Raw genomic sequence first — 21,691 nt, forward strand, 5'->3', positions numbered from 1 at the left:
AGTTAGAGCAGTTCTCCGTTTCACCGAAACGGAGCTAAGGCAGTGTGTCAGTTGCCGCACTGCCTTAGCTGAGCGTCATAGTCGCGGGCCATTTTCTCCGTCGCCCGGGCATAGCCCTGAACGCCGGCGTCGCCACGGTTGCCGCGGCCATAGGCGGTCCAGCCGAGATAGTAGGCGAGATAGAGATTGTAGGTGTCGGTGCGGGCGACGCCGTACGTATCTGCCGTCTTGGAGTGATACCAGCCGACGAAGTCGACAGCGTCGGCGAATTTGGTGCGCCGCGCCGCCCAGTTGCCGGTTTCGCGCTGATATTGCGACCAGGTGCCGTCCAGCGCCTGCGAGAAGCCGGTGGCCGTCGAGACGTGCTTCCAGGGAATGAAACCGAGCAGCTTGGTGCGCGGCGGCCGGGCATTGCTCTTGAAGCCGGATTCCTTGCGCACCGTCGCCATCAGCACGGGCACGGGGATGCCGTATGTCCGAGAGGCGCGTTCGGCGGCCGACTGCCAATTGTCGAACCAGCCGTCATTCTGGTCGAAGACGGCACAGACATTGTTGATGTGGCTGGGCGCGGTCGCGCAGGCCGAAAGAGCCAACAGCACACCAACCGCTACAATTTTACTAAAACTCGACCTACGCATTGGATGAGCAATAGGCCGAAATCATAAAAGGAATCTTGCTGTCTCCGTTAACGCTTCCTCGGCCCGAGCGCCCAGGAAAAGGCCATGTTGATATTCCGACGCTTCTTGTCGCTCCTTATAAAATGGTGCTGCCGAAATGCCGCCTTGGCTAAAATCACGCCTGTAAACGGCGTATTTCTGACAGCTCGCTTTGTTTGCCGAGGCTTTGATGCCTCACATGAACGAGCCAAGACGCAAGCGCGGCGCCGAGCGCACCAGCAACAGGGGGCCAGTGCCCATCGCGCAGCTGCCGCCGAGGCGCGTGATAAATCCCTATCCGCCGATGGCGTTGCTGTCATCAGACCAGATCGAGGCGATCCATCAGGCGTCGATGCACATATTGGAAAATTTCGGCATCGAGGTGATGAGCCCGCGGGCGCTGTCGCTGTTCGAGAAGGCGGGTGCAAAAGTCGATCACGCAACCGCGAATGTCCGCATCGATCGCGGCATGATCGACGAGGCGCTGGAGACGACGCAGTCCAATTATACGCTGACGCCGCGCAACCCGGCCAACGCCATTCACCTCGGCGGCAACACCATCAATTTCACGCTCGTTGCCGGGCCACCGAATGTGCACGACATGGAGCGCGGCCGCCGTGCCGGCAATCTGGGCGACTATGCCGATCTGACCCGGCTGGCGCAGCATTTCAACTGCGTCCATATGCTCGGCAACCAGGTTTGCGCGCCGGTGGAACTGCCGGCCAACTCGCGCCATCTCGACACCTACTTCACCAATCTGACGCTGACCGACAAGAGTTTCCATGTCTCGGCGATCGGCAGGGGCAGGGCGCTGGACGGCATCAAGATGATGGCGATCGCGCGCGGGCTGACGCTGGATGAGATGCGCGACGACCCCGGCATCGCCACCATCATCTCGGTCAACTCGCCGCGCCGCTTCGACGAGATGATGGCCGAGGGGCTGATGACGATGGCCGAGTTCGGCCAGTCGGTGGCGGTGACGCCGTTCACGCTGATGGGGGCGATGAGCCCGGTGACGCTGGCCGGCGCACTGGCGCAGCAAAATGCCGAGGCGCTGTTCGGCGTGGTGCTGACGCAGTTGGTGCGGCCGGGTGCGCCGGTCATGTATGGCGCCTTCACCTCCAATGTCGACATGAAGTCGGGCGCGCCGGCCTTCGGCACGCCGGAGAACACCAAGGCCAACATTGCTTCGGGGCAATTGGCGCGGCGCTATTCGCTGCCATACCGCACGACGCCGGGCTCTGCCTCCAACGCCGCCGACGCGCAAGGCGCCTACGAGACGCTGATGGCGCTGTGGGGCGCGGTGCTCGGCCATGGCAACCTCGTCTACCACGCCGCCGGCTGGCAGGAGGGCGGGCTGACGGCCTCGTTCGAAAAATTCATCATCGATGTCGAGATGATCCAGCACATGATGGAGTTTTTGCGCCCGATCGTGGTCGACGAGGCCGAGCTTGCCGTCGAGGCGCTGGGAGCGGTGCCGACCGGCGGGCATTTCTTCGGCGAGCCGCACACGCTGGAGCGCTACGCCACCGCCTTCTACCAGCCGATGCTGTCCAACTGGCAGAATTTCGAAGCCTGGCAGGAGGCCGGCAGCCTCGACGCCACGGCACGCGCGACGCGGCTGTGGAAGAAGGCGCTGGAAGACTATGTCGAGCCGGTGATGGATATCGCCGTGCGCGAGGCGCTCGAAGCCTATGTGGCAAGGCGCAAGGAAGCGATCGGGCAGGACGAGCCGTGAAGCCTCCCATCTTGAATCCACTCACCCATCCAACTCACTGATATCAGAGAAAAATCCATGAAATCGCATGCAAAGGTCGTGGTCATTGGCGGCGGTGTCGTCGGGTGCTCCGTGCTGTTCCATCTCGCGCGCCACGGCTGGACCGACGTTGTGCTTTTGGAGCGTGATGAGCTCACCTCGGGCTCGACCTGGCATGCGGCCGGCGGCATGCACACGATCAATGGCGACCCCAATGTCGCCAAGCTGCAGAAATACACCATCAATCTCTACAAGGAGATCGAAGAGCTATCGGGACAGGCGACCGGCGTGCACCTGACCGGCGGCGTGCTGCTCGCCGCAACCGAGGCGCGGCTGGACTGGCTGCGCGGTGTCGTCGCCAAGGGGCGTTATCTCGGCATCGAGCTGGAAGAAATCTCGCCCAGGGAAGCGGCCGAGCTGATGCCGCTGCTCGACCCCAAGCAGTTCGTCGGTGCTGTCAGAAACAAGGAGGACGGCCATCTCGACCCCTCTGGCGTCACCCATGCCTATGCCAAGGCCGCGCGAAAGCTTGGGGCTGATATAGAACGCTTTACCAAGGTCGAGGACATCGTGCGGCGGCCCGACGGGATGTGGCGCGTCATCACCAACAAGGGCGAGGTGGTGGCCGAGCATGTCGTCAATGCCGGCGGGCTGTGGGCGCGCGAGGTCGGCCGCATGGTCGGGCTCGAATTGCCGGTGCTGGCCATGGAGCACATGTACCTGATCACCGAGGACATGCCGGAGGTCGCCGCCTGGAACGCCAGGACCGGCGAAGAGATCATGCACGCGGTCGATTTCGACGGCGAGCTCTATCTGCGCCAGGAGCGCGGCGGCATGCTGATGGGCACCTATGAGAAAGCCAACAAGCCGTGGTCGGAGTTTCAGACTCCGTGGAATTTCGGTCATGAACTGCTAGCGCCGGACATCGACCGCATCGCGCCTTCGCTGGAGGTCGGCTTCCGCCACTTCCCGGCCTTCCAGAACACCGGCATCAAGCAGATCATCAATGGCCCCTTCACCTTCGCGCCAGACGGCAACCCGCTTGTCGGGCCGGTGCGCGGCCTGCCGGGTTTCTGGGTCGCCTGCGGCGTCATGGCCGGTTTCTCACAGGGCGGCGGGGTTGGTCTCGCGCTGTCCAACTGGATGATCGAGGGCGATCCCGGCGCCGACATCTGGGCGATGGACGTGGCGCGCTATGGCGACTGGGCTGGCATGGCCTACACCAACGCCAAGGTGCGGGAGAATTACTCCAGGCGCTTCTCGATCCGCTTTCCCAATGAGGAACTGCCCGCCGGTCGCCCGCTCAAGACCACGCCGGTCTATGACCTTTTGTCGGCCAAGGGCGCGCAGTTTGGTGTCGCCTATGGGCTGGAAGTTCCGTTGTGGTACGCGCCGGAAGGCATCAGGGACGAGTTCTCGTGGCGGCGTTCCAGCGATTTTGCCCATGTCGGCACGGAAGTTGCGACGGTTCGCAACGGCGTCGGCCTGTCGGAGATTTCGAGCTTCGCCAAATACAAGGTGACGGGCGAGGGGGCGGCTGCGTGGCTCGACCGCATGCTTGCGTGCAAGCTGCCGAAACCCGACCGCATGACGCTGGCGCCGATGCTGAAGGAAGACGGCAGGCTGATCGGCGATTTCACGCTTGCCAATCTGGGTCCCGATGGCTGGTTCCTCGCCGGCTCCGGCATTGCCGAGCAATACCACATGCGCTGGTTCGAAGCGCATCTGCCTGGCGATGGCTCGGTCCATATCGAGGCGATGGGCGCGAAACTCACCGGCCTTGCGATTGCCGGGCCGAAGGCAAGGGAGGTGCTGGCCAAGGTCAGCCGCGCGGATGTCTCCAATGCTGCATTTCCGTTCATGGCGGTTGCCAGGATGGATATCGGCATGGCGCCGTGCCTGGTCGGCCGTGTCAGCTACACCGGCGATCTCGGCTACGAGATCTGGGTGGCGCCGGAATACCAGCGCGCCGCGTTCAATGCGCTGATGGCGGCGGGCGAGAAGTTCGGCATCGGCCTGTTCGGTTCGCGTGCGCTGAATGCGCTCAGGCTGGAGAAGAACTACGGCTCATGGGGACGCGAATACCGGCCAATCTATGGGCCGCTGGAGGCCGGGCTCGACCGCTTCGTCGCTTATGGCAAGGAGGCGGACTTCATCGGCAAGGCGGCGGCACTGGCCGAGCGCAAGCAGGGCGGCAAATTGCGGTTGCGCGCCTTCATCCTGGATGCCGACGACGCAGATGTCATCGGCGACGAGCCGATCTGGTTCGGCGGCGCCGTGCGCGGCTGGGTGACGTCGGGCGGCTATGCGCATCATTCGAAAAAGTCGGTCGCCGTCGGTTATGTGCCGAAGGAGATCGCCGACCAGAGCGACGGCTTCGAAATCGAGTTGCTGGGCAAGCGCTATGCGGCGCGGATCCAGGCGGCGCCGCTGTTCGATGCGAATTTCGAGCGGATGCGGGGGTGAGGGCTCATCCCCGCATGGGACCTCAAGCCTTGCTGCGGTTGTCCAGCGCAAAAGCGCCGGCGCCGGCGAAGACCAGATAGAGGAAGATGAAGCAGAAGGAGATCGCCGCGTCGCCGCCATTGTTGGCCGGGAAGAAGTCGCGCGGCATGTGCGCCATGAAATAGGCGATCGCCATCTCGCCAGCGAGCAGGAACGCAACCGGACGTGTGAACAAGCCGAGCGCCAGCAGGATTCCGCCAGCGAATTCGAGGATGCCGGCAGCCGTCGTCAGCCCGGTGAGGGCGTGAGGCTCGGCGCTGACGGGGAAGTTGAACAGTTTCTGGCTGCCATGCTCGATGAACTGCAGCGCGGTCATGATGCGCAGCACCCCGAGCGCCTGCGGCTGGTATCTGGAAAGGCCTTCAAAAAGCTTCATCTGAAACTCCATTTTCACCCTCCCGGCCCGGCCATAGATTATCGCCGGGCCATGGACCATTCACTTCCCATGGCATGCTATCAACAATCGGTGATTGGAAACGTTCCCCGGTTTGACCTCTCATAGCATTCTCGCTAGGGTTGTATTTGTATCGCTGTGGTTGTATTGACATGAGCGCTCTAAACATGTGGGTTCGCTGCCATGAAAGTTTCCCTTGCCATGAAAAAAATCGTCATCAGCCTGTTCGCACTCCTTGCAGGTACCAGTTTCGCCATGGCGGAGGACGCCGGCTGCGAGGCCTTCAAATGGCCGGTCACGCGAGAGCAGGCGCTGTTTGCCGCACCGCCCGCGACGCCGTCCGGAGCGACGCTGGCGGTGGGTGCCGCCGCGGATCTGGCGCTGGTCCCGGCGGAGAAAGCCGGTTTTACGCTGCCGCCCGAACGTGCCCCCGCAGAGGGCACATTTGGCGCCATCGCCAGCGTGCAGGTGCCGCCCGAGGGCACCATCCAGATCAGCCTGTCCGGTGAGGCCTGGATCGATGTCATCCAGGACGGCAAGGCCATCAAGTCGGCCGGCTATAGCGGCGTGAAAACTTGCCCGGGGATCCGCAAGAGCGTGCGCTTCAAGCTCGCGGCGGGCCTGGCCACGGTCCAGTTCAGTGGCGCGAAAAAGGCTGAGCTGAAGGTTGCGGTGCTGACGCCGGAGTGATCCGACGCCAGCAAGCGTGACATTTGCGAGTGGCGCGAACCTTTATCGCACTGGCGCCAGAAGCGCGAAATACGCGCCTTGCGGATCCTGGCATTGCACGATCCATTGGCCGGTCGGTACCGCCATCGGACCCATGACGAGCTTGCCGCCATTGTCGGTGACGCGTTTGGCCGCGGCGTCGATGGCGGCGACGTTGAAGTAGAACAGCCAGACGGGAACGGCGAGCTGCGGCGGTTTGTTCATGATGCCGCCGCCTGATTCAGGACCCGCCTTGAAGGTCTGGTAGACACCCATTTCGCCGATGTCGAAATCGCCTGCGCTGGTCCAGCCGAACTGGCTGGAATAGAAGTCGAAGGCTGCCTGTCGGTCCGAGGCATAGAGCTCGTGCCAACCGACATGGCCTGGCGTCGTGGCCGGCAGGGTCGGCTGATCGGCGAGATTGGGCTGCAGGAACATGAAGGTCGCACCTTGCGGGTCCGCCACGACGGAGAAGCGGCCGACACCAGGGATATCGTCGGGCTGGCGGTGCACAGCCCCGCCGGCGGCCTGCACCGCCTTAGTTGAGGCATCGACATCCCTCGTGTGGATATAGCCGACCCAGGCCGGCGGCATACCCATCTTGGCGGCGTCATCGGGCATCGTCATCAGCCCGCCGACGCCACGTTCGGCGGAATTAACAACGATATAGCGCGGCATGCCCGGCGCCTTGTCGAAAGGTTCGGCCGTCCAGCCGACAACCTTGGTGTAGAAGGCTTCGGCGGCATTGAGGTCTGATGTCATCAGTTCGTACCAGAAGAAGGGCATCGGGGATTTCGGCATGGTCGGTCTCCTCACCGTTCAGCATCGATCGTTGTCCGATCCGTCCAAGGACGATCCTGGCGATGGAAATCCGACAATCGCCCCAAAACAATAATCTCTGCCCACGACATGCGTTCCCCGGTTGCGTGTCTTGCGGTTTTCGATTTCTGTACGACAAGGGGGTTGTTCATGCGCCAGATGTCGCTCACGCCTGAGCTTGTTGCACTGTGCCATCGGCAAGAGGCGGATCCCGGCCCGGACCCGAGCTGGACCGAACTGACCGACGAGGATTTCCGGAGCCTTGCGATGCGGCTTGCCGTTGAGGCGGATTCGGGGCCGCTCTGGGTGTTCGCTTACGGGTCGCTGATCTGGAAGCCGGAATTCGAATCGGTCGAGCAACAGCTCGCCACGGCCTTCGGCTGGCACCGCTCCTTCTGCCTCGACATGGTGCGCTGGCGCGGCAGTGCGGCGCAGCCGGGGCTGATGATGGCCCTTGAACGGGGCGGGCGCTGCAACGGGGTGATCTACCGTTTGCCGGCGGGCGAAAAACCGGCCCAGATCGAAAGGTTGTTGAGGCGCGAGATCAGCGACCATGAGAGTATCAGCTCGGTCAGGTGGCTGCCGGTGCATACGGCGCAAGGCGCGCTGCGGGCGCTCGGTTTCTGGGTCGGCGTGAAGGGCAGGGGGACATCACCGAACCAGCCGCTGGACAAGGTGGCAAGCATATTGGCCAGGGCCTGCGGCCATATCGGGTCGGGCGCGGAATATCTCTACAACACGGTCAGTCATCTCGAAGCGTTCGGCATCCATGACCGCAATCTGTGGCGGCTGCAGGAACTGGTGGCGGACGAGGTCAAAGCAATCCATGGTGCGTCGGTCGATAAGGGCTTCCCATCCCGGCAAGAGCGGCCGTCCATCGCATAACATGAGTAAAAAAATCATGTTTTTAATCAACCTTTTCAGTAACTTGCGCCGAAAATTGACCAATTGATAAAAAAATAAAACGTGCTAGCCTTCCCCAAAACGAAAACATGGGGAACTGATGATGCCAGAAGGCCAGTTCAAAGAGGGTATTGTCGGCGGGCGGCTCGCGGCCGACCAATACGCGGACAATTTTTCCGACCTGCATCCGCCGCTCGATCATCACGAGGCGCTGGTTGAATCCGACCGCTGCTATTTCTGCTACGACGCGCCATGCATGAATGCATGCCCGACCTCGATCGACATTCCGCTGTTCATCCGCCAGATCTCGACCGGCAATCCGATCGGCTCGGCCAAGACCATCTTCGACCAGAACATCCTGGGCGGCATGTGCGCCCGCGTCTGCCCGACCGAGACGCTATGCGAAGAGGTCTGCGTGCGCGAGGTGGCGGAAGGCAAGCCGGTGCAGATCGGCCGCCTGCAGCGCTACGCCACCGATGTCGCGATGGCCGAGAACAAGCAGTTTTATCCGCGCCCGGAGCCAACCGGCAAGACGGTTGCCGTGGTCGGCGCCGGCCCGGCCGGTCTCGCCGCCGCGCACCGGCTCGCCCGTCACGGCCATGACGTCACCATCCTGGAAGCGCGGCCGAAGGCCGGCGGTCTCAACGAATACGGCATCGCCGCCTACAAGAGCGTCGACAATTTCGCCCAGGCCGAAGTCGACTATGTCACCGCGATCGGCGGCATCGACATCCAGAACGGCAAGGCGCTCGGCCGCGACTACCAGCTCTCCGACCTGATCCGCAATTATGATGCGGTGTTCCTCGGCATGGGGCTTGGCGGCGTCAACGCGCTGCGCGCCGATGGCGAGGATGCCGACGGCGTCACCAATGCGGTGGAGTTCATTGCCGAACTGCGCCAGGCCAGCGATCTCTCCGGCCTGCCGGTCGGCCGCCGCGTCGTCGTCATCGGCGGCGGCATGACGGCGATCGATGCTGCCGTGCAATCGAAACTGCTTGGCGCCGAAGAGGTGACGATCTGCTACCGGCGCGGCCAGGAGCACATGAACGCTTCGGGGTTCGAGCAGGATCTGGCAGCCGCCAACGGCGTCACCATCCGTCACTGGCTGCAGCCGAAGCGGGTTGTCGCCGAAGGCGGCAAGGTCAGCGCCATCGAGCTCGAATACACTGCGATGAGCGGCGACAAGCTTGCCGGCACCGGCGAGACGCTAACGCTTGTCGCCGACCAGGTTTTCAAGGCGATCGGCCAGAGCTTTGTGCCGGCCGCCCTCAACGGCAGCGGTGCATCGATCGACCTCGAAGCCGGCCGCATCAAGGTCGACGCGGAAGGGCGCACTTCGCTGGCCAAAGTCTGGGCTGGCGGCGACTGCATCTTCGGTGGCGACGACCTGACCGTCTCGGCTGTCGCGCAAGGCCGCGATGCCGCGGAAAGCATCAACAGGAGTCTGATGCAGGGATAGGGACCATGGCCACGGTGGAACCGGGCATCGCCCGTCACTACGAGGTATCGGACCTGGAGCAGCGGATCCTTTCCGTGCTTGCCGACAGGGGCGTGGACATTGCCAATCTGCGTGCCAGCGATCTCGAAGCTGTCGACGAATTCCACATTGGCGGTGTAGTCGCCACGAGGGAACTCGTCAATCAGATGGGGCTGAAGCCAGGGTCCAGGCTGCTCGATGTCGGATCCGGCGTCGGCGGTCCGGCACGTTTCGTCGCCTCGACCGGCGATGTGGACGTCACCGGCATCGATCTTACGCAAAGCTATGTCGACATCGCGACCAGCCTGTCGAACCGAACCGGTATGACCGGCACGACGCACTTCGTGCAGGGCAGCGCGCTGGACATGCCGTTCGACAATGCCAGCTTCGATGCGGCCATGATCCTGCATGTCGGCATGAACCTTCCCGACAAGGCAAAGCTGATGAGCGAGGCGGCACGTGTGCTCAAGCTGGGCGGCGTCTTTGCCGTCTATGACGTCATGCGCCTGAAAGACGGGGCGCTGACCTATCCGCTGCCATGGGCATCGAACGACAGCATGTCGTTCGTCTCGACGCCGGACACGTATCGTTCGGCTGCCACGGCTGCGGGCTTTTCCGTCATCGAAGAACGCCCTCGTGGTGCCTTTGCCATTGATTTCTTCGCCTCTGTCCGCGCCGGCATGGCCGCCGCGCAGGCAGAAGGCAGGACGCCGCCCAATGTCGGGCTCATCATGGGCGAGAACGCCCGCACCAAGATCGCCAATCTCACCGCCGCGCTTGAAGGCGGCATTCTTGCACCCGTCGAATTGATCCTTCGTTTCGGCTGAAAGGGACCTGTCATGGCAGACATCCGCAACAATTTCGTCGGCATCAAATCGCCCAATCCGTTCTGGTTGGCCTCGGCGCCGCCGACCGACAAGGCCTACAACGTCATCCGCGCCTTCAAGGCAGGGTGGGGTGGTGTGGTGTGGAAGACGCTGGGCGAGGAAGGCCCGCCTGTCGTCAACGTCAACGGCCCGCGTTACGGCGCGATCTGGGGTGCCGACCGGCGCCTGCTCGGTCTCAACAACATCGAGCTGATCACCGACCGCGACCTGCAGACCAATCTGCGCGAGATGAAGCAGGTCAAGATGGATTGGCCGGACCGGGCGCTGATCGCCTCGATCATGGTTCCCTGCGAGGAGGCGAGCTGGAAAGCCATCCTGCCGCTCGTCGAGGAAACCAACGCCGACGGCATCGAGCTCAATTTCGGCTGTCCGCATGGCATGTCGGAGCGCGGCATGGGCGCCGCTGTCGGCCAGGTGCCGGAATATATCGAGATGGTGGTGCGCTGGTGCAAGCAGTACACGCGCATGCCGGTCATCACCAAGCTGACGCCCAACATCACCGATATCCGCAAGCCCGCGCGGGCAGCGCACGCGGGTGGAACGGATGCGGTGTCGCTGATCAACACCATCAACTCGATCACCGGCGTCGACCTCGACAGCTTCGCGCCGATGCCGACCATCGACGGCAAGGGATCGCATGGCGGCTATTGCGGCCCGGCGGTCAAGCCGATCGCCATGAACATGGTGGCCGAGATCGCACGCGATCCGGAAACGCGTGGTCTGCCGATCTCGGGCATTGGCGGCATCACCACATGGCGCGATGCGGCCGAGTTCCTGGCGCTCGGCGCCGGCAATGTTCAGGTCTGCACGGCGGCGATGACCTATGGCTTCAAGATCGTCCAGGAGATGATCGCCGGTCTCGAAAACTGGATGGACGAGAAGGGCCATGCCACGCTTGACGATGTGATCGGCCGCGCCACGCCCAACGTCACCGACTGGCAGTATCTCAACCTCAACTACATCGCCAAGGCGCGTATCGACCAGGACGCCTGCATCAAATGCGGCCGCTGCCACATTGCCTGCGAGGACACCTCGCACCAGGCGATCACCAACATGGTCGACGGCGTCCGGCATTTCGAGGTGATCGAAGCCGAGTGTGTCGGCTGCAATCTCTGCGTCAACGTCTGCCCGGTCGACAATTGCATCACCATGGAGCCGCTGGCGGTCGGCGCGATCGATCAGCGCACCGGCAAGCCGGTGTCGCCGATCTACGCGAACTGGACGACGCATCCGAACAATCCGATGGCCAAGGTGGCTGCGGAGTAGGGGCGGAGCCCTTCAAAAAAAAGCGGCGCCTCCGGGCGCCGTTTTCATTTTCTTATTGCAGATAATAATTATCCACGATAAAAGATATCCATGAATAGGAGATCGACACCATGAAGTTGGGCGAGGGCGTTGAAGCGGCTATCCACTGCGCGGCGACGCTGGCCAGCGTCGAGGGCAACAGCACCATGCCGGGTGCTGCTCTTGCCGAGTCATTCGGCCTGTCGCCGAGCTATCTCCTGAAGCATCTCAACATGCTGACCGCCGCGCGCATCCTGGAGTCGGTGCCGGGTCCGGCGGGCGGCTACCGGCTGGCGCGGCCGGCCGAACGCATCACGCTGCTCGACATCGTGCTGGCCGTCGAAGGGCGGGAACCGGCATTTCGCTGCGGCGAGATCCGCCGCAACGGCCCGGTCAAGATCGATGCCTCGGCCTATGTCAAACCCTGCGGCATCAACGCCGCGATGCTGAAGGCAGAGCGCGCCTATCGGGCGGCACTCGCCGAAGTGAAGCTGTCCGACATCGTGGCGGACTACGCGGCAGAGGGCGACCCGAGATCCTTTGCCGCGAGCTGCGCCTTCGTCGCGCGCCATCAGCGGCCGCAGAAATCCAGTTCCAACCCGCAAAACCCAAAGCAGATGTAAAAGGAAAGATGATGAAACAAAGGATGCAATTCTTCGCCAAAGCGCCCGAGATCATGAAGGCGGTGTCGGTGCTCAACAAGGCGGTCGACGAATGCGGGCTGGAGGTCAGCCTGCTGCACCTGATCAAGCTCAGGGCCTCGCAGATCAATGGCTGTTCTTTCTGTGTCGAGATGCACAGCCGCGAAGCGCGGCGCGATGGCGAAACCGAGCAGCGGCTCTATCTGGTCGCGGCGTGGAAAGAATCACCGCTGTTTTCCGAACGCGAGCGCGCCGCCTTCGCCTGGACCGAGGCGGTAACCCTGATCGCCAACAATGACGTGTCGGACGAGCTTTATGGCCGCACACTGGAGCATTTCTCGGAAGAGGAGCTGGTCAAGCTGTCCGTCGCGCTCGGCATGATCAACACCTGGAACCGGCTGTGCATTCCGTTCCACGCCATCCATCCGATGCCGGCGGCCAAGGCGGCCTGATTGTCCTGATGTGTTCGGAGCGCCGCCGAGGAGGCGGCGCTCCGACTGTTTTCAAAGGGAGTGTTTTATGCCTGCCGATTTGCCTTCAATCGTGTTGTTTCTCGGCCGCCTGTTGCTTGGCGGCGCCTTCGTCTTCGCCGGCCTGCGCAACATCCAGAACGTGGCCTTCCTGACCGGGCTGATGGCCGCGCGCGGCGTGCCGCAGGCGCGGCTGGCGCTGTGGGCGGGCATCGTCCTGCAGATCATCGCCGGCGCGCTGGTGATGGCAGGCCTGTGGACCGCGATCGCCTGTGCGGTGCTGGTGCTGTTCCTGATCGCTGCCACGCCGATGTTCCACAATTTCTGGGACCATCAGGGTCCAGATCGCGCGGCGCGCATCAACGGCTTCGTCGGCAATGTCGCGCTGGGCGGAGGTTTTCTGACACTGATCGCACAGTCACTCTGAAGCCGAAGTCACGCGGCAAATCGCAAGCCGCCATCGCAGGTCAGCACCTGGCCGGTCATGAAGCTGTTGGAGACGAGGAAGGCTATCGCCGAGGCGACGTCCTCGGCGTGGCCGATCCTGCCCACGGGCGTTTTGCCGGCATATTCAGCGAAGACCGCCTGGCGTTGGTCGTCGGGCAAAAAATCCCACCACGGCGTGTCGATGACGCCGGGCGCCACGACGTTGACGCGCAGCGGCTTCAACTCGACCGCCAGGATCGGCGTCACGGTCAGCAGCATGCCGTTGACGGCGCCGATACCGGCGACGCCGGGCATGGTGACCTGAGCCGACACCGCCGATATGAAGGTGACCGAGCCCGATTTGTTGAGTGTCGGCAGTGCCGCCTGCAGGCAGGACAGTTGCGGCCGCACTTTCTCCTCGACGCCGCTGCCGATATCAGCGAGATCGAGCGTCGCGAACGGGCCAAGGCCCTTGCCGCCGCTCGCGGCCAGGACGAGGTGGTCGAACGGGCCGAGGCGCTCGAAGAACTGGCGGACCTCATCCGGCTTCGAAGCATCGAACGCCGCCTTATCGGTGGCGCCGTCGAGGCTTTTCCAGGCGCTGTTGAGCTTGTCCTGGTTGCGCCCGGTGATCGTCACTTTCATGCCCGGTCCAATCAGCTTGCGCGCGGTTGCCAGGCCGATGCCGGACGAGCCGCCGATGATGACTGTGTGTTCGGTTCTATCGGTCATGAATTCTGTTCCTTCTTTTCCGGGGAAGCCAGCCCGACAAGGTCGAGGCTCAGGCTTCGCAATTGTTGTCTTGCCTTGGCGTCATAGGCCTGGGCGTCAGCGCGGGATTCGCGCAGGCCGTCGAAATACAGGCCGCTGCGTCCTTCGAGCGCGGGTGCGGTGGCAAGGTTGACGATGGCCTCGGCACCGGTCTCCACTGAACTCCATGGCGTCACCCCGGCCTGCCGGACCATGGTGGTGTTCATGTAGCTTGCCGGATGCAGCGCGTTGACGGTGACGCCGGTGCCTTTCAGCTCTCCCGCCAGATCGACGGTAAACAGGATCTGCGCCAGCTTGCTCTGGCAGTAGGCGCGCACGCCGCTATGGCCGTGGGTCAGCATGACATCGCCGAAGTCGATCGCCTGCTGGCCGGCCGAGGCTACGTTGACGATGCGGGCCGGAGCGCTCGCCTTCAGCAAGGGCAGAAGTTCCGAGGTCAGCAGGAAACCGGCGAGATAGTTGACCGCGAAACGCAGTTCGTAGCCGTCGGCGCTGATCTGTCTCTTGACGCCAGCCGTGCCGATGCCGGCATTGTTGATGAGGATATCGAGCCGGTTCGTCCTGGCGCGCACGGCCTCGGCGAGGCGACGTACGTCGGCCAGCGAGGCGAGGTCGGCTGCGAGGAACTCGGCCTTGCCGCCGGCGGCTTCGATTTCGGTAACCGCTGCCTTGCCGCGAGCCGCATTGCGGCCGTGCACCAACACCCGGGCGCCGGCGGCACCCAGCCTTTGCGCCACGACGCGGCCGACGCCGTCGGTCGAGCCGGTGATGAGGATTGTCTTGTCTTTCAGGTCCATGTCCGGAGCCTCCTGTCTGTTGCTCCCGACGCAAGATGGGGTGTCTGACGGAGCTCAAACAGTTCAAACTTTATCCTGGTATCAGTACTGCTATAATAGCCGCATGGATGCTCCCTCTCATTCCGCTGAAGACAGCCGCCGGCGCGAACTCGGCGCCTTCCTGCGCTCGCGCCGCGAAAGGCTGACACCCTCGGCAACCGGCATGGCGACCGGCCTGAGGCGGCGCACGCCGGGCCTGCGCCGCGAAGAGGTGGCGATGATCGCCGGCGTCGGCACCACCTGGTACACCTGGCTGGAACAGGGCAGGGATGTCAGGCCTTCCGTGGAGGTGCTGACGGCACTGTGCGGGGCGCTGCGCCTCGACGCCGCCGAGAAGCGGCATCTGTTCACGCTCGCCGGCCGCCAGCAGCCCGAGCGGCGGCGCATTGGGCCGGTAAAGCTCGAAGGTCCCTTGTTGCATATGCTGCAAAGCCTTGTCCTGCAGCCCGCCTATGTCGTCGGTCCGCGCTGGGACGTTCTGGCGTGGAATGACGGGGCCGTCGCCATTTTCGGCGATTATGGGCAACTGGAGGGTGACGCCCGCAACATCATCCACGGCGTGTTCACCGATCCGCACCGGCGGCACCTGCTGGTGGACTGGGAACAATTGGCGCGCGCAACGCTCGCCGCGTTCCGCGCCGAGAGCGCCAAATATGTCGGCGACCCGGATTTCGAGCGGCTGATCGCGCTGATGATGCGCTCAAGTCCGGAATTCCGCGAATGGTGGCCGCAGCGCGATGTCGTGCACCGCCTGTCCGGCTTGAAGCATCTGCGCCACCCGATCGCCGGGGCGATGGTGTTCGAGCATATGAGCCTGTCGATCGATGATGGCTCGGACATGAAGCTGATCGTCTACACGCCGCTTGCCGAGCAGAACTCGATCGCCAAGCTGCAGTCCTTGCTGGACGCGCTGCCGGCCGAGCGGCGCAGCGCTTGAGCCATCCTGGCGGAGGTCAGGTCTTCGGTTTCAGCCCATCCAGGAACAATTGCTCCAGGAACCTCGCGGCATCCTCGAAGCGGCCGTCGCCGCCGCGGTTTGGCCCCAGCACAGCGCGGACCTGGACGTCGAAATCGGCATAATGCTGCGTCGTGGCCCAGATCGAGAAGATCAGGTGCCACGGGTCGGTGCGGGCGATCTTGCCGGCGCGCATCCAGCCCCTGATGACGGCGGCTTTCTCGTCGACCAGCGTCTTCAACTCACCGGCCAGCAGAGGCATGATGCGCGGCGCGCCTTGCAGGATCTCGTTGGCGAACAGCCGGCTCTCGCGCGGAAAATCGCGCGCCATTTCGAGCTTGCGCCTGATGTAGCTCCTGAGTTCGGTCATGGGGTCGCCGACATCGTCGAGTTCCCTGAGCGGCGCCAGCCAGGTGTCGAGCAGGCGTTGCATCAATGTCTCGTGAATGTCTTCCTTGCGGCGGAAGTAATAGAGCAGGTTGGGCTTCGACATGCCGGCTGCTTCGGCGATCTGGTCGATGGTCGAGCCGCGAAAACCGTTGGTGGAGAACACTTCGAGCGCCGCCTCCAGGATGAGCTCGCGCTTTTCCTGCTGAATGCGGGTGCGGCGAGGGGCGTCAGTGCCGGTGTTCACCGTTGCAAGCCCTCGCATTGAGGGTCATCTGGACCAATTCTCTGGACCAGTTTTTCCCTAGCCTGTGGAACGCACTTCAGGAGCCGCATTTCCGCTAGTAATCCCTTGACCGCCGACAGGGCGGTGCTAACGTTTGTCCAATCGGTCAAAAATTTGCGTAGCATGAAAGCGCGGCAAAGACCAAGCGTTGGACGCACCGAAACAGTTCACAAGGGGAAGTCCTGCTCATGTCCAACCGGCTGAAAGTCACGCCGAACGATCTCAGTGCATTCTGGATGCCGTTCACGGCAAACCGGCAGTTCAAGCAGGCGCCACGCATGTTCGTGTCCGCCAAGGACATGCATTACACCACCAGCGACGGCCGCAAGGTGTTGGACGGCACCGCCGGTCTCTGGTGCGTCAATGCCGGCCACTGCCGGCCGAAGATCACCGAGGCGATCCAGCACCAGGCCGCCGAGCTCGATTATGCGCCGGCCTTCCAGATGGGCCATCCGATCGTATTCGAGCTGGCCAACCGCCTGGTCGACCTCGCGCCCAAGGGCATGGACCATGTGTTCTTCACCAATTCGGGTTCGGAATCGGTCGAAACCGCGCTGAAAATGGCGATCGCCTACCACCGTGTGAAGGGCGAGGGCTCGCGCACCCGCCTGATCGGCCGCGAGCGCGGCTATCACGGCGTCAATTTTGGCGGCATCTCGGTCGGCGGCATCGTCACCAACCGCAAGATGTTCGGCACGCTGCTCGGCGGCGTCGACCACATGCCGCACACGCATCTGCCGGAGAAGAACGCCTTCTCGAAGGGCGTGCCGGAATATGGCGCCGAGCTCGCCAACGAGCTGGAGCGCATCGTTGCCCTGCATGATGCCTCGACCATCGCCGCCGTCATCGTCGAGCCGGTCGCCGGTTCGACCGGCGTCATCCTGCCGCCCAAGGGTTATCTGCAGAAGCTGCGTGAAATCTGCACCAAGCATGGCATCCTGCTGATTTTCGACGAGGTCATCACCGGTTTCGGCCGTCTCGGCGCGCCGTTCGCCGCCGATTATTTCGGCGTCACACCCGACATCATGACTACCGCCAAGGGCGTTTCCAACGGCGTCATCCCGATGGGCGCGGTGTTCGTGAAGAAGGAAATCCACGACGCCTTCATGACCGGCCCCGAGCACATGATCGAGTTCTTCCACGGCTACACCTATTCGGGCAATCCGATCGCGTGTGCGGCGGCACTCGGCACGCTCGACACCTACAAGGAAGAGGGCCTGCTCACCCGTGGTGAGGAACTGGCGCCCTATTGGGAAGACGCGCTGCATTCGCTGAAGGATGAGCCGCATGTCATCGACATCAGGAACATCGGCCTGATCGGGGCGATCGAACTGGCGCCAATCGCCGGCAGCCCGACCAAGCGGGCCTTTTCTGCCTTCGTCAAGGCGTTCGAGCGCGGCGCGCTGATCCGCACCACCGGCGACATCATCGCGCTGTCGCCGCCGCTGATCATCACCAAGGGCCAGATCAACGAATTGATCGACCATGTCCGTGAAGTGCTGAGGTCGATAGACTAACCTGTTTCCATCGGCCGGGCGGCGGGTACCGCCGCCCGGCCGATGTCATGAGTGCATGAGCGAGAGGATGTTGAATGGCCGCACCCGGCGAGAATCTGCGAATCAATTCAGACCGTTTGTGGGATTCGCTGATGGACATGGCGAAGATCGGCCCCGGCATTGCCGGCGGCAACAACCGCCAGACCGTGACTGACGAGGACGGCGAGGGCCGGCATCTGTTCAAGCGCTGGTGCGAGGCCGCCGGGCTGGAAATGGGCCTCGACGAGATGGGCACCATGTTTGCCCGCCGCGAAGGCACCGACCCCAGCCTGCCGCCGGTCTATGTCGGCAGCCATCTCGATACGCAGCCGACCGGCGGCAAGTATGATGGCGTGCTCGGCGTGCTCGGCGGGCTGGAAGTGGTGCGTTCGCTCAACGATCTCGGCATCAACACCAAACATCCGATCGTCGTCACCAACTGGACCAACGAGGAAGGCTCGCGCTTTGCCCCGGCGATGATGGCGTCCGGCGTTTTCGCCGGCGTGCTCGATCAGGCAGATGTCTATGCGCACACCGACAAGGCCGGCAAGAAATTCGGCGAGGAGCTGGAACGCATCGGCTGGAAGGGCACCGAGAAAGTCGGGGACAGAAAAATCCACGCCTTCTTCGAATTGCATATCGAGCAGGGGCCGATCCTCGAGGACGAAAACATCGACATCGGTGTCGTCACCCACGGCCAGGGTCTGAAATGGCTGCAGGTGACGCTGACCGGCAAGGAGGCGCATACCGGCTCGACGCCGATGCCGAGGCGCCGCAATGCCGGGCTCGGCATGGCGCGTGTCATCGAACTGGTGCACGAGATCGCCATGGACTACCAACCGGACGCCGTCGGCGCGGTTGGCCACATGGAGGTCTTCCCCAATTCGCGCAACATCATCGCCGGTCGCACCGTCTTCACCATCGACATCCGCTCGCCCGAGAAGGAAGTGCTGGACGCGATGGACGGCCGCATCCGGGAAGGCATCGACACGATCTGCGAGGCGCTCGACATCCAGTACAAGGTCGAACAGGTCGGCGCGTTCGACCCGGTGACCTTCGATCCTGGCTGCGTCAAGGCGATCCGTGACGCCGCCGAACGGCTCGGTTATTCGCACCGCAACCTCGTCTCGGGTGCGGGCCACGACGCCTGCTGGATCAATCGCGTCGCGCCGACCGCCATGGTGATGTGCCCTTGCGTTGACGGGTTGTCACACAACGAGGCTGAAGAGATCACAAAGGAATGGGCGAGTGCCGGGGCCGACGTGCTGTTCCACGCGGTGGTGGAGACGGCGGGAATCGTGGAGTGAAGCTCTCTGACCTCCCTGATAACGCGCGCGCCTTCGTCTGCAAACATGTGTTCGAGGGTATTCGACAAGTAAAGTACGTAGCTTTTTCGAATGACGTGTCGCTAAGCTGTCATGAGCCGGATCATGATGACTGGGGTAAAGATCAGGTGCAGGTTCAAGTTGGTGAGCTTCGGCAGCAGTTTCTTCCGAACCACGCAGCAGAGCTGGAATCTGGCTTTGAAATGACAATGGATAATAATGAGAAATGGCACATTGGGCCGGTCTGGCGAGGCCCTCGGGTCATGGCCGGTCCCGATCACCTTAGATTGGTTGTCGACAAAATTCGCGGTGGTAAATCACAATCGCGAAAATGATCGGAAATCTTGCGCAGGCATGTGGCTGTCCTGACATGTGGATCAACTGAAGCGCTCATAAAGAAGCGCGAAGAGAACAAGGGAACAAGACAATGACCAAAGTCATCAAGAACGGCACGGTCGTCACCGCCGACCGCACGTGGAAAGCCGATGTGCTGATGCAGCACGGCAAGATTGTCGCCATCGGCTCGGACCTGCATGGCGACCATGAATTCGACGCCACCAGCTGCTATGTCATGCCGGGCGGCATCGATCCGCACACCCATCTCGAAATGCCGTTCATGGGTACTTATTCGGCGGATGATTTCGAATCCGGCACGCGGGCAGCCCTTGCCGGCGGCACCACGATGGTGGTCGATTTCTGCCTGCCTGCGCCGCAGCAATCACTGCTTGAAGCCCTGCAGATGTGGGACAACAAGACGTCCAAGGCTGCCTGCGACTATTCCTTCCACATGGCCATCACTTGGTGGGGCAAGCAGGTGTTCGACGAGATGGCAACTGTCGTCGACAAGGGCATCACCTCGTTCAAGCATTTCATGGCCTACAAGGGCGCGCTGATGGTGGATGACGACGAGATGTACGCGTCGTTCCAGCGCTGCGCCGACCTTGGCGCGCTGCCCCTGGTGCATGCGGAGAATGGCGACGTGGTTGCGGCACTCTCGCAGAAGCTGCTTGCCTCAGGCAACAACGGTCCGGAAGGCCACGCCTATTCACGCCCGCCGGAAGTGGAGGGCGAGGCGACCAATCGCGCCATCATGATCGCCGACATGGCGGGCGTGCCACTCTATGTCGTGCACGTCTCCTGCGAGCAGGCACATGAGGCCATTCGGCGGGCGCGCCAGAAGGGCATGCGGGTGTTCGGCGAACCGCTGGTCCAGCACCTCACACTCGACGAGACGGAGTATTTCAACAAGGACTGGGACCATGCGGCGCGGCGCGTGATGAGCCCGCCCTTCCGCAACAAATTGCACCAGGATTCGCTGTGGGCCGGCCTGCAGGCCGGATCGCTGCAAGTGGTGGCGACCGACCATTGCGCCTTTACCACCAAGCAGAAGCGCAACGGGATCGGTGATTTCACCAAGATCCCCAATGGCACCGGCGGTCTCGAAGACCGTATGCCGGTGCTGTGGACGACGGGCGTCAACACCGGGCGGCTGACGATGAACGAGTTCGTCGCGGTGACCTCGACCAACATCGCCAAGATCCTCAACATGTATCCGAAAAAGGGCGCTATCGTCGAAGGCGCGGATGCCGACATCGTCGTCTGGGATCCCCTGCGCAAGAAGACGATCTCGTCAAAGAAGCAGCAGTCGGTCATCGACTATAACGTCTTCGAAGGTGTCGAGGTGACCGGCTTGCCGCGCTTTGTGTTTTCGCGCGGTGAACTGTCGATCGAGGAGGCCGAAGTCAAGGCAAAGCCGGGCCACGGCCAGTTCGTCGGCCGCGAGCCGAATGCGGCGGTCAACCGGGCGCTGTCGACGTGGAAGGACATCACCGCGCCGCGCAAGGTGGAACGGTCAGGCATTCCGGCGACAGGCGTCTGAGCTTGGCGCGATCCGCCGCGCTCATCGCCTTGGTCCTGGCGACGGTTGCCGGTGGTCCGGCGACCGCGGCTGGCGTGCTGGCCGGCTTCTGGGGCAATGATGAAGGCTGTGCCGGCGTGAAGGCCGGCCACCAGGATAGCGACGCGTACATCCTGCTGACGGCGGAAGGCATCGAGACCTATGGCAGCGGCTGCCGCTTCGCGCAGCAATTGACGGTGGTGCTGGGTGCGCAATCCATGAATTCTACCTGTTCCGCCGAGGGTGAGGCGGGGACGACGACCGAAACCATCGTGGTCACCAACAAGGGAGAGGATGGCTTCTTCGTCACCATTCCCGGCCTTGAGGAACTGGGGCCGCTGCAATCATGTTCCTAAATTTGGGCAATGGGGGAATGAGCATGCGTGGTGTTAGCCTGTGTGTTGCGATGGTTGTGGTTTTGGCTGCTGGCCAGGCTTTCGCGGCAAATATTGATCTGTCCAAGCCCTACGGCGACAAATATGGCTGCATCAACCGCAACGGCCAGGAAGTCGCCGCCGATCAGATGCTGCTGTTGACCGACAAGGAACTGATCACCGCCGCCAGCGCCTGCACCTTCACGAAGACGCAAGCGCAGGCTGATGGATCGTTGGTGGTGACGGCGACATGTGAGGCGGAAGGCGAAGACGGACAGGAGCCAACCACGTTCACCATCAAACACAGCGCCAAGAACGCCAAGAAGCTGACGATCACCGATGCGGACGGCAACGTCATGGGGGAAGTCGCGCGGTGCAAATGACGGCGGTCCCGTCAGC

At 62.8% G+C, this 21,691-nt stretch carries 23 protein-coding genes; 17 read left to right on the forward strand and 6 right to left on the reverse strand.

The annotated features are described in order from the left end of the window. Positions 1-47 precede the first annotated feature (47 nt). Complete coding sequence (locus tag ACZYHG_RS18515) at positions 48-638, reverse strand: transglycosylase SLT domain-containing protein (RefSeq protein WP_464609791.1); 591 nt, start codon at positions 636-638, stop codon at positions 48-50. Between the two features lie 217 nt (positions 639-855). On the opposite strand from ACZYHG_RS18515, the gene ACZYHG_RS18520 reads away from it, so the two are divergent. Together ACZYHG_RS18520 and ACZYHG_RS18525 are read left to right on the forward strand one after the other, a co-directional pair. Next, the gene (locus ACZYHG_RS18520; protein WP_464609792.1) at positions 856-2,394 is read left to right on the forward strand and encodes a trimethylamine methyltransferase family protein; all 1,539 of its coding nucleotides are present in this window, start codon (positions 856-858) and stop codon (positions 2,392-2,394) included. Between the two features lie 57 nt (positions 2,395-2,451). Beyond that, a complete protein-coding gene (locus ACZYHG_RS18525) occupies positions 2,452-4,878 on the forward strand; it encodes a GcvT family protein (protein WP_464609793.1) in 2,427 nt (808 codons plus the stop codon). 22 nt (positions 4,879-4,900) lie between these two features. On the opposite strand, the gene ACZYHG_RS18530 is transcribed toward ACZYHG_RS18525, so the two are convergent. Beyond that, complete coding sequence (locus tag ACZYHG_RS18530) at positions 4,901-5,293, reverse strand: DoxX family protein (protein WP_464609794.1); 393 nt, start codon at positions 5,291-5,293, stop codon at positions 4,901-4,903. A gap of 219 nt (positions 5,294-5,512) precedes the next feature. Between ACZYHG_RS18530 and ACZYHG_RS18535 the strand changes: the two genes are divergently transcribed. Beyond that, positions 5,513-6,001: a hypothetical protein gene (locus ACZYHG_RS18535; protein WP_464609795.1), complete on the forward strand. Its 489-nt coding sequence runs from the start codon at positions 5,513-5,515 to the stop codon at positions 5,999-6,001. A 42-nt stretch (positions 6,002-6,043) separates the two neighbouring features. Here the strand turns inward: ACZYHG_RS18535 and ACZYHG_RS18540 are convergent, their stop codons facing one another. After that, positions 6,044-6,820, reverse strand: coding sequence for a VOC family protein (locus ACZYHG_RS18540; protein ID WP_464609796.1), 777 nt, complete (start codon positions 6,818-6,820; stop codon positions 6,044-6,046). Between the two features lie 168 nt (positions 6,821-6,988). On the opposite strand from ACZYHG_RS18540, the gene ACZYHG_RS18545 reads away from it, so the two are divergent. The 7 genes from ACZYHG_RS18545 (at position 6,989) to ACZYHG_RS18575 (ending at position 12,927) form a co-directional block, all read left to right on the forward strand. Continuing rightward, positions 6,989-7,723, forward strand: coding sequence for a gamma-glutamylcyclotransferase (locus tag ACZYHG_RS18545; protein ID WP_464609797.1), 735 nt, complete (start codon positions 6,989-6,991; stop codon positions 7,721-7,723). Positions 7,724-7,844: 121 nt separating this feature from the next. After that, the gene (locus ACZYHG_RS18550; RefSeq protein WP_464614727.1) at positions 7,845-9,200 is read left to right on the forward strand and encodes an NAD(P)-dependent oxidoreductase; all 1,356 of its coding nucleotides are present in this window, start codon (positions 7,845-7,847) and stop codon (positions 9,198-9,200) included. A gap of 5 nt (positions 9,201-9,205) precedes the next feature. Continuing rightward, positions 9,206-10,045, forward strand: a complete 840-nt coding sequence (locus ACZYHG_RS18555; protein ID WP_464609798.1) for a class I SAM-dependent methyltransferase — start codon at positions 9,206-9,208, stop codon at positions 10,043-10,045. Between the two features lie 12 nt (positions 10,046-10,057). Further along, positions 10,058-11,371 (forward strand): NAD-dependent dihydropyrimidine dehydrogenase subunit PreA, encoded by a 1,314-nt coding sequence (gene preA / locus ACZYHG_RS18560; RefSeq protein ID WP_464609799.1) that lies wholly within the window; start codon positions 10,058-10,060, stop codon positions 11,369-11,371. Between the two features lie 110 nt (positions 11,372-11,481). Continuing rightward, positions 11,482-12,012 (forward strand): RrF2 family transcriptional regulator, encoded by a 531-nt coding sequence (locus tag ACZYHG_RS18565; protein WP_464609800.1) that lies wholly within the window; start codon positions 11,482-11,484, stop codon positions 12,010-12,012. Between the two features lie 11 nt (positions 12,013-12,023). After that, on the forward strand, positions 12,024-12,482 hold the full coding sequence (locus ACZYHG_RS18570; protein ID WP_464614728.1) for a carboxymuconolactone decarboxylase family protein: 459 nt from the start codon (positions 12,024-12,026) through the stop codon (positions 12,480-12,482). Positions 12,483-12,549: 67 nt separating this feature from the next. Continuing rightward, on the forward strand, positions 12,550-12,927 hold the full coding sequence (locus ACZYHG_RS18575) for a DoxX family protein (protein WP_464609801.1): 378 nt from the start codon (positions 12,550-12,552) through the stop codon (positions 12,925-12,927). Between the two features lie 8 nt (positions 12,928-12,935). Here ACZYHG_RS18575 and ACZYHG_RS18580 read toward each other — a convergent pair whose 3' ends face one another. Both ACZYHG_RS18580 and ACZYHG_RS18585 read right to left on the reverse strand, forming a co-directional pair. Further along, complete coding sequence (locus ACZYHG_RS18580) at positions 12,936-13,658, reverse strand: SDR family oxidoreductase (RefSeq protein WP_464609802.1); 723 nt, start codon at positions 13,656-13,658, stop codon at positions 12,936-12,938. Next, the gene (locus tag ACZYHG_RS18585; RefSeq protein ID WP_464609803.1) at positions 13,655-14,494 is read right to left on the reverse strand and encodes an SDR family NAD(P)-dependent oxidoreductase; all 840 of its coding nucleotides are present in this window, start codon (positions 14,492-14,494) and stop codon (positions 13,655-13,657) included. The genes ACZYHG_RS18580 and ACZYHG_RS18585 overlap by 4 nt, the downstream gene beginning before the upstream one ends. Before the next feature lie 103 nt (positions 14,495-14,597). Here ACZYHG_RS18585 and ACZYHG_RS18590 point away from each other — a divergent pair, with 103 nt between their 5' ends. Beyond that, a complete protein-coding gene (locus ACZYHG_RS18590) occupies positions 14,598-15,470 on the forward strand; it encodes a helix-turn-helix transcriptional regulator (RefSeq protein ID WP_464609804.1) in 873 nt (290 codons plus the stop codon). A 16-nt stretch (positions 15,471-15,486) separates the two neighbouring features. Here the strand turns inward: ACZYHG_RS18590 and ACZYHG_RS18595 are convergent, their stop codons facing one another. Then, the gene (locus ACZYHG_RS18595; protein WP_464609805.1) at positions 15,487-16,140 is read right to left on the reverse strand and encodes a TetR family transcriptional regulator C-terminal domain-containing protein; all 654 of its coding nucleotides are present in this window, start codon (positions 16,138-16,140) and stop codon (positions 15,487-15,489) included. Between the two features lie 209 nt (positions 16,141-16,349). Here ACZYHG_RS18595 and aptA point away from each other — a divergent pair, with 209 nt between their 5' ends. The 6 genes from aptA to ACZYHG_RS18625 all read left to right on the forward strand — a co-directional run bounded on the left by aptA (position 16,350) and on the right by ACZYHG_RS18625 (position 21,675). After that, positions 16,350-17,678: an omega-aminotransferase AptA gene (gene aptA, locus ACZYHG_RS18600; RefSeq protein WP_464609806.1), complete on the forward strand. Its 1,329-nt coding sequence runs from the start codon at positions 16,350-16,352 to the stop codon at positions 17,676-17,678. Positions 17,679-17,752: 74 nt separating this feature from the next. Beyond that, on the forward strand, positions 17,753-19,003 hold the full coding sequence (locus ACZYHG_RS18605; protein WP_464609807.1) for a Zn-dependent hydrolase: 1,251 nt from the start codon (positions 17,753-17,755) through the stop codon (positions 19,001-19,003). Continuing rightward, a complete protein-coding gene (locus ACZYHG_RS18610) occupies positions 19,000-19,356 on the forward strand; it encodes a hypothetical protein (RefSeq protein ID WP_464609808.1) in 357 nt (118 codons plus the stop codon). Before ACZYHG_RS18605 ends, ACZYHG_RS18610 begins: the two co-directional genes overlap by 4 nt. A gap of 92 nt (positions 19,357-19,448) precedes the next feature. Beyond that, on the forward strand, positions 19,449-20,900 hold the full coding sequence (hydA, locus tag ACZYHG_RS18615) for a dihydropyrimidinase (protein WP_464609809.1): 1,452 nt from the start codon (positions 19,449-19,451) through the stop codon (positions 20,898-20,900). A 2-nt stretch (positions 20,901-20,902) separates the two neighbouring features. Beyond that, positions 20,903-21,274: a hypothetical protein gene (locus ACZYHG_RS18620; protein WP_464609810.1), complete on the forward strand. Its 372-nt coding sequence runs from the start codon at positions 20,903-20,905 to the stop codon at positions 21,272-21,274. A 23-nt stretch (positions 21,275-21,297) separates the two neighbouring features. Beyond that, positions 21,298-21,675, forward strand: a complete 378-nt coding sequence (locus ACZYHG_RS18625) for a hypothetical protein (protein ID WP_464614729.1) — start codon at positions 21,298-21,300, stop codon at positions 21,673-21,675. The last annotated feature ends 16 nt before the right edge of the window (positions 21,676-21,691 follow it).

The sequence above is a fragment of the Mesorhizobium subarcticum genome (assembly GCF_055456085.1).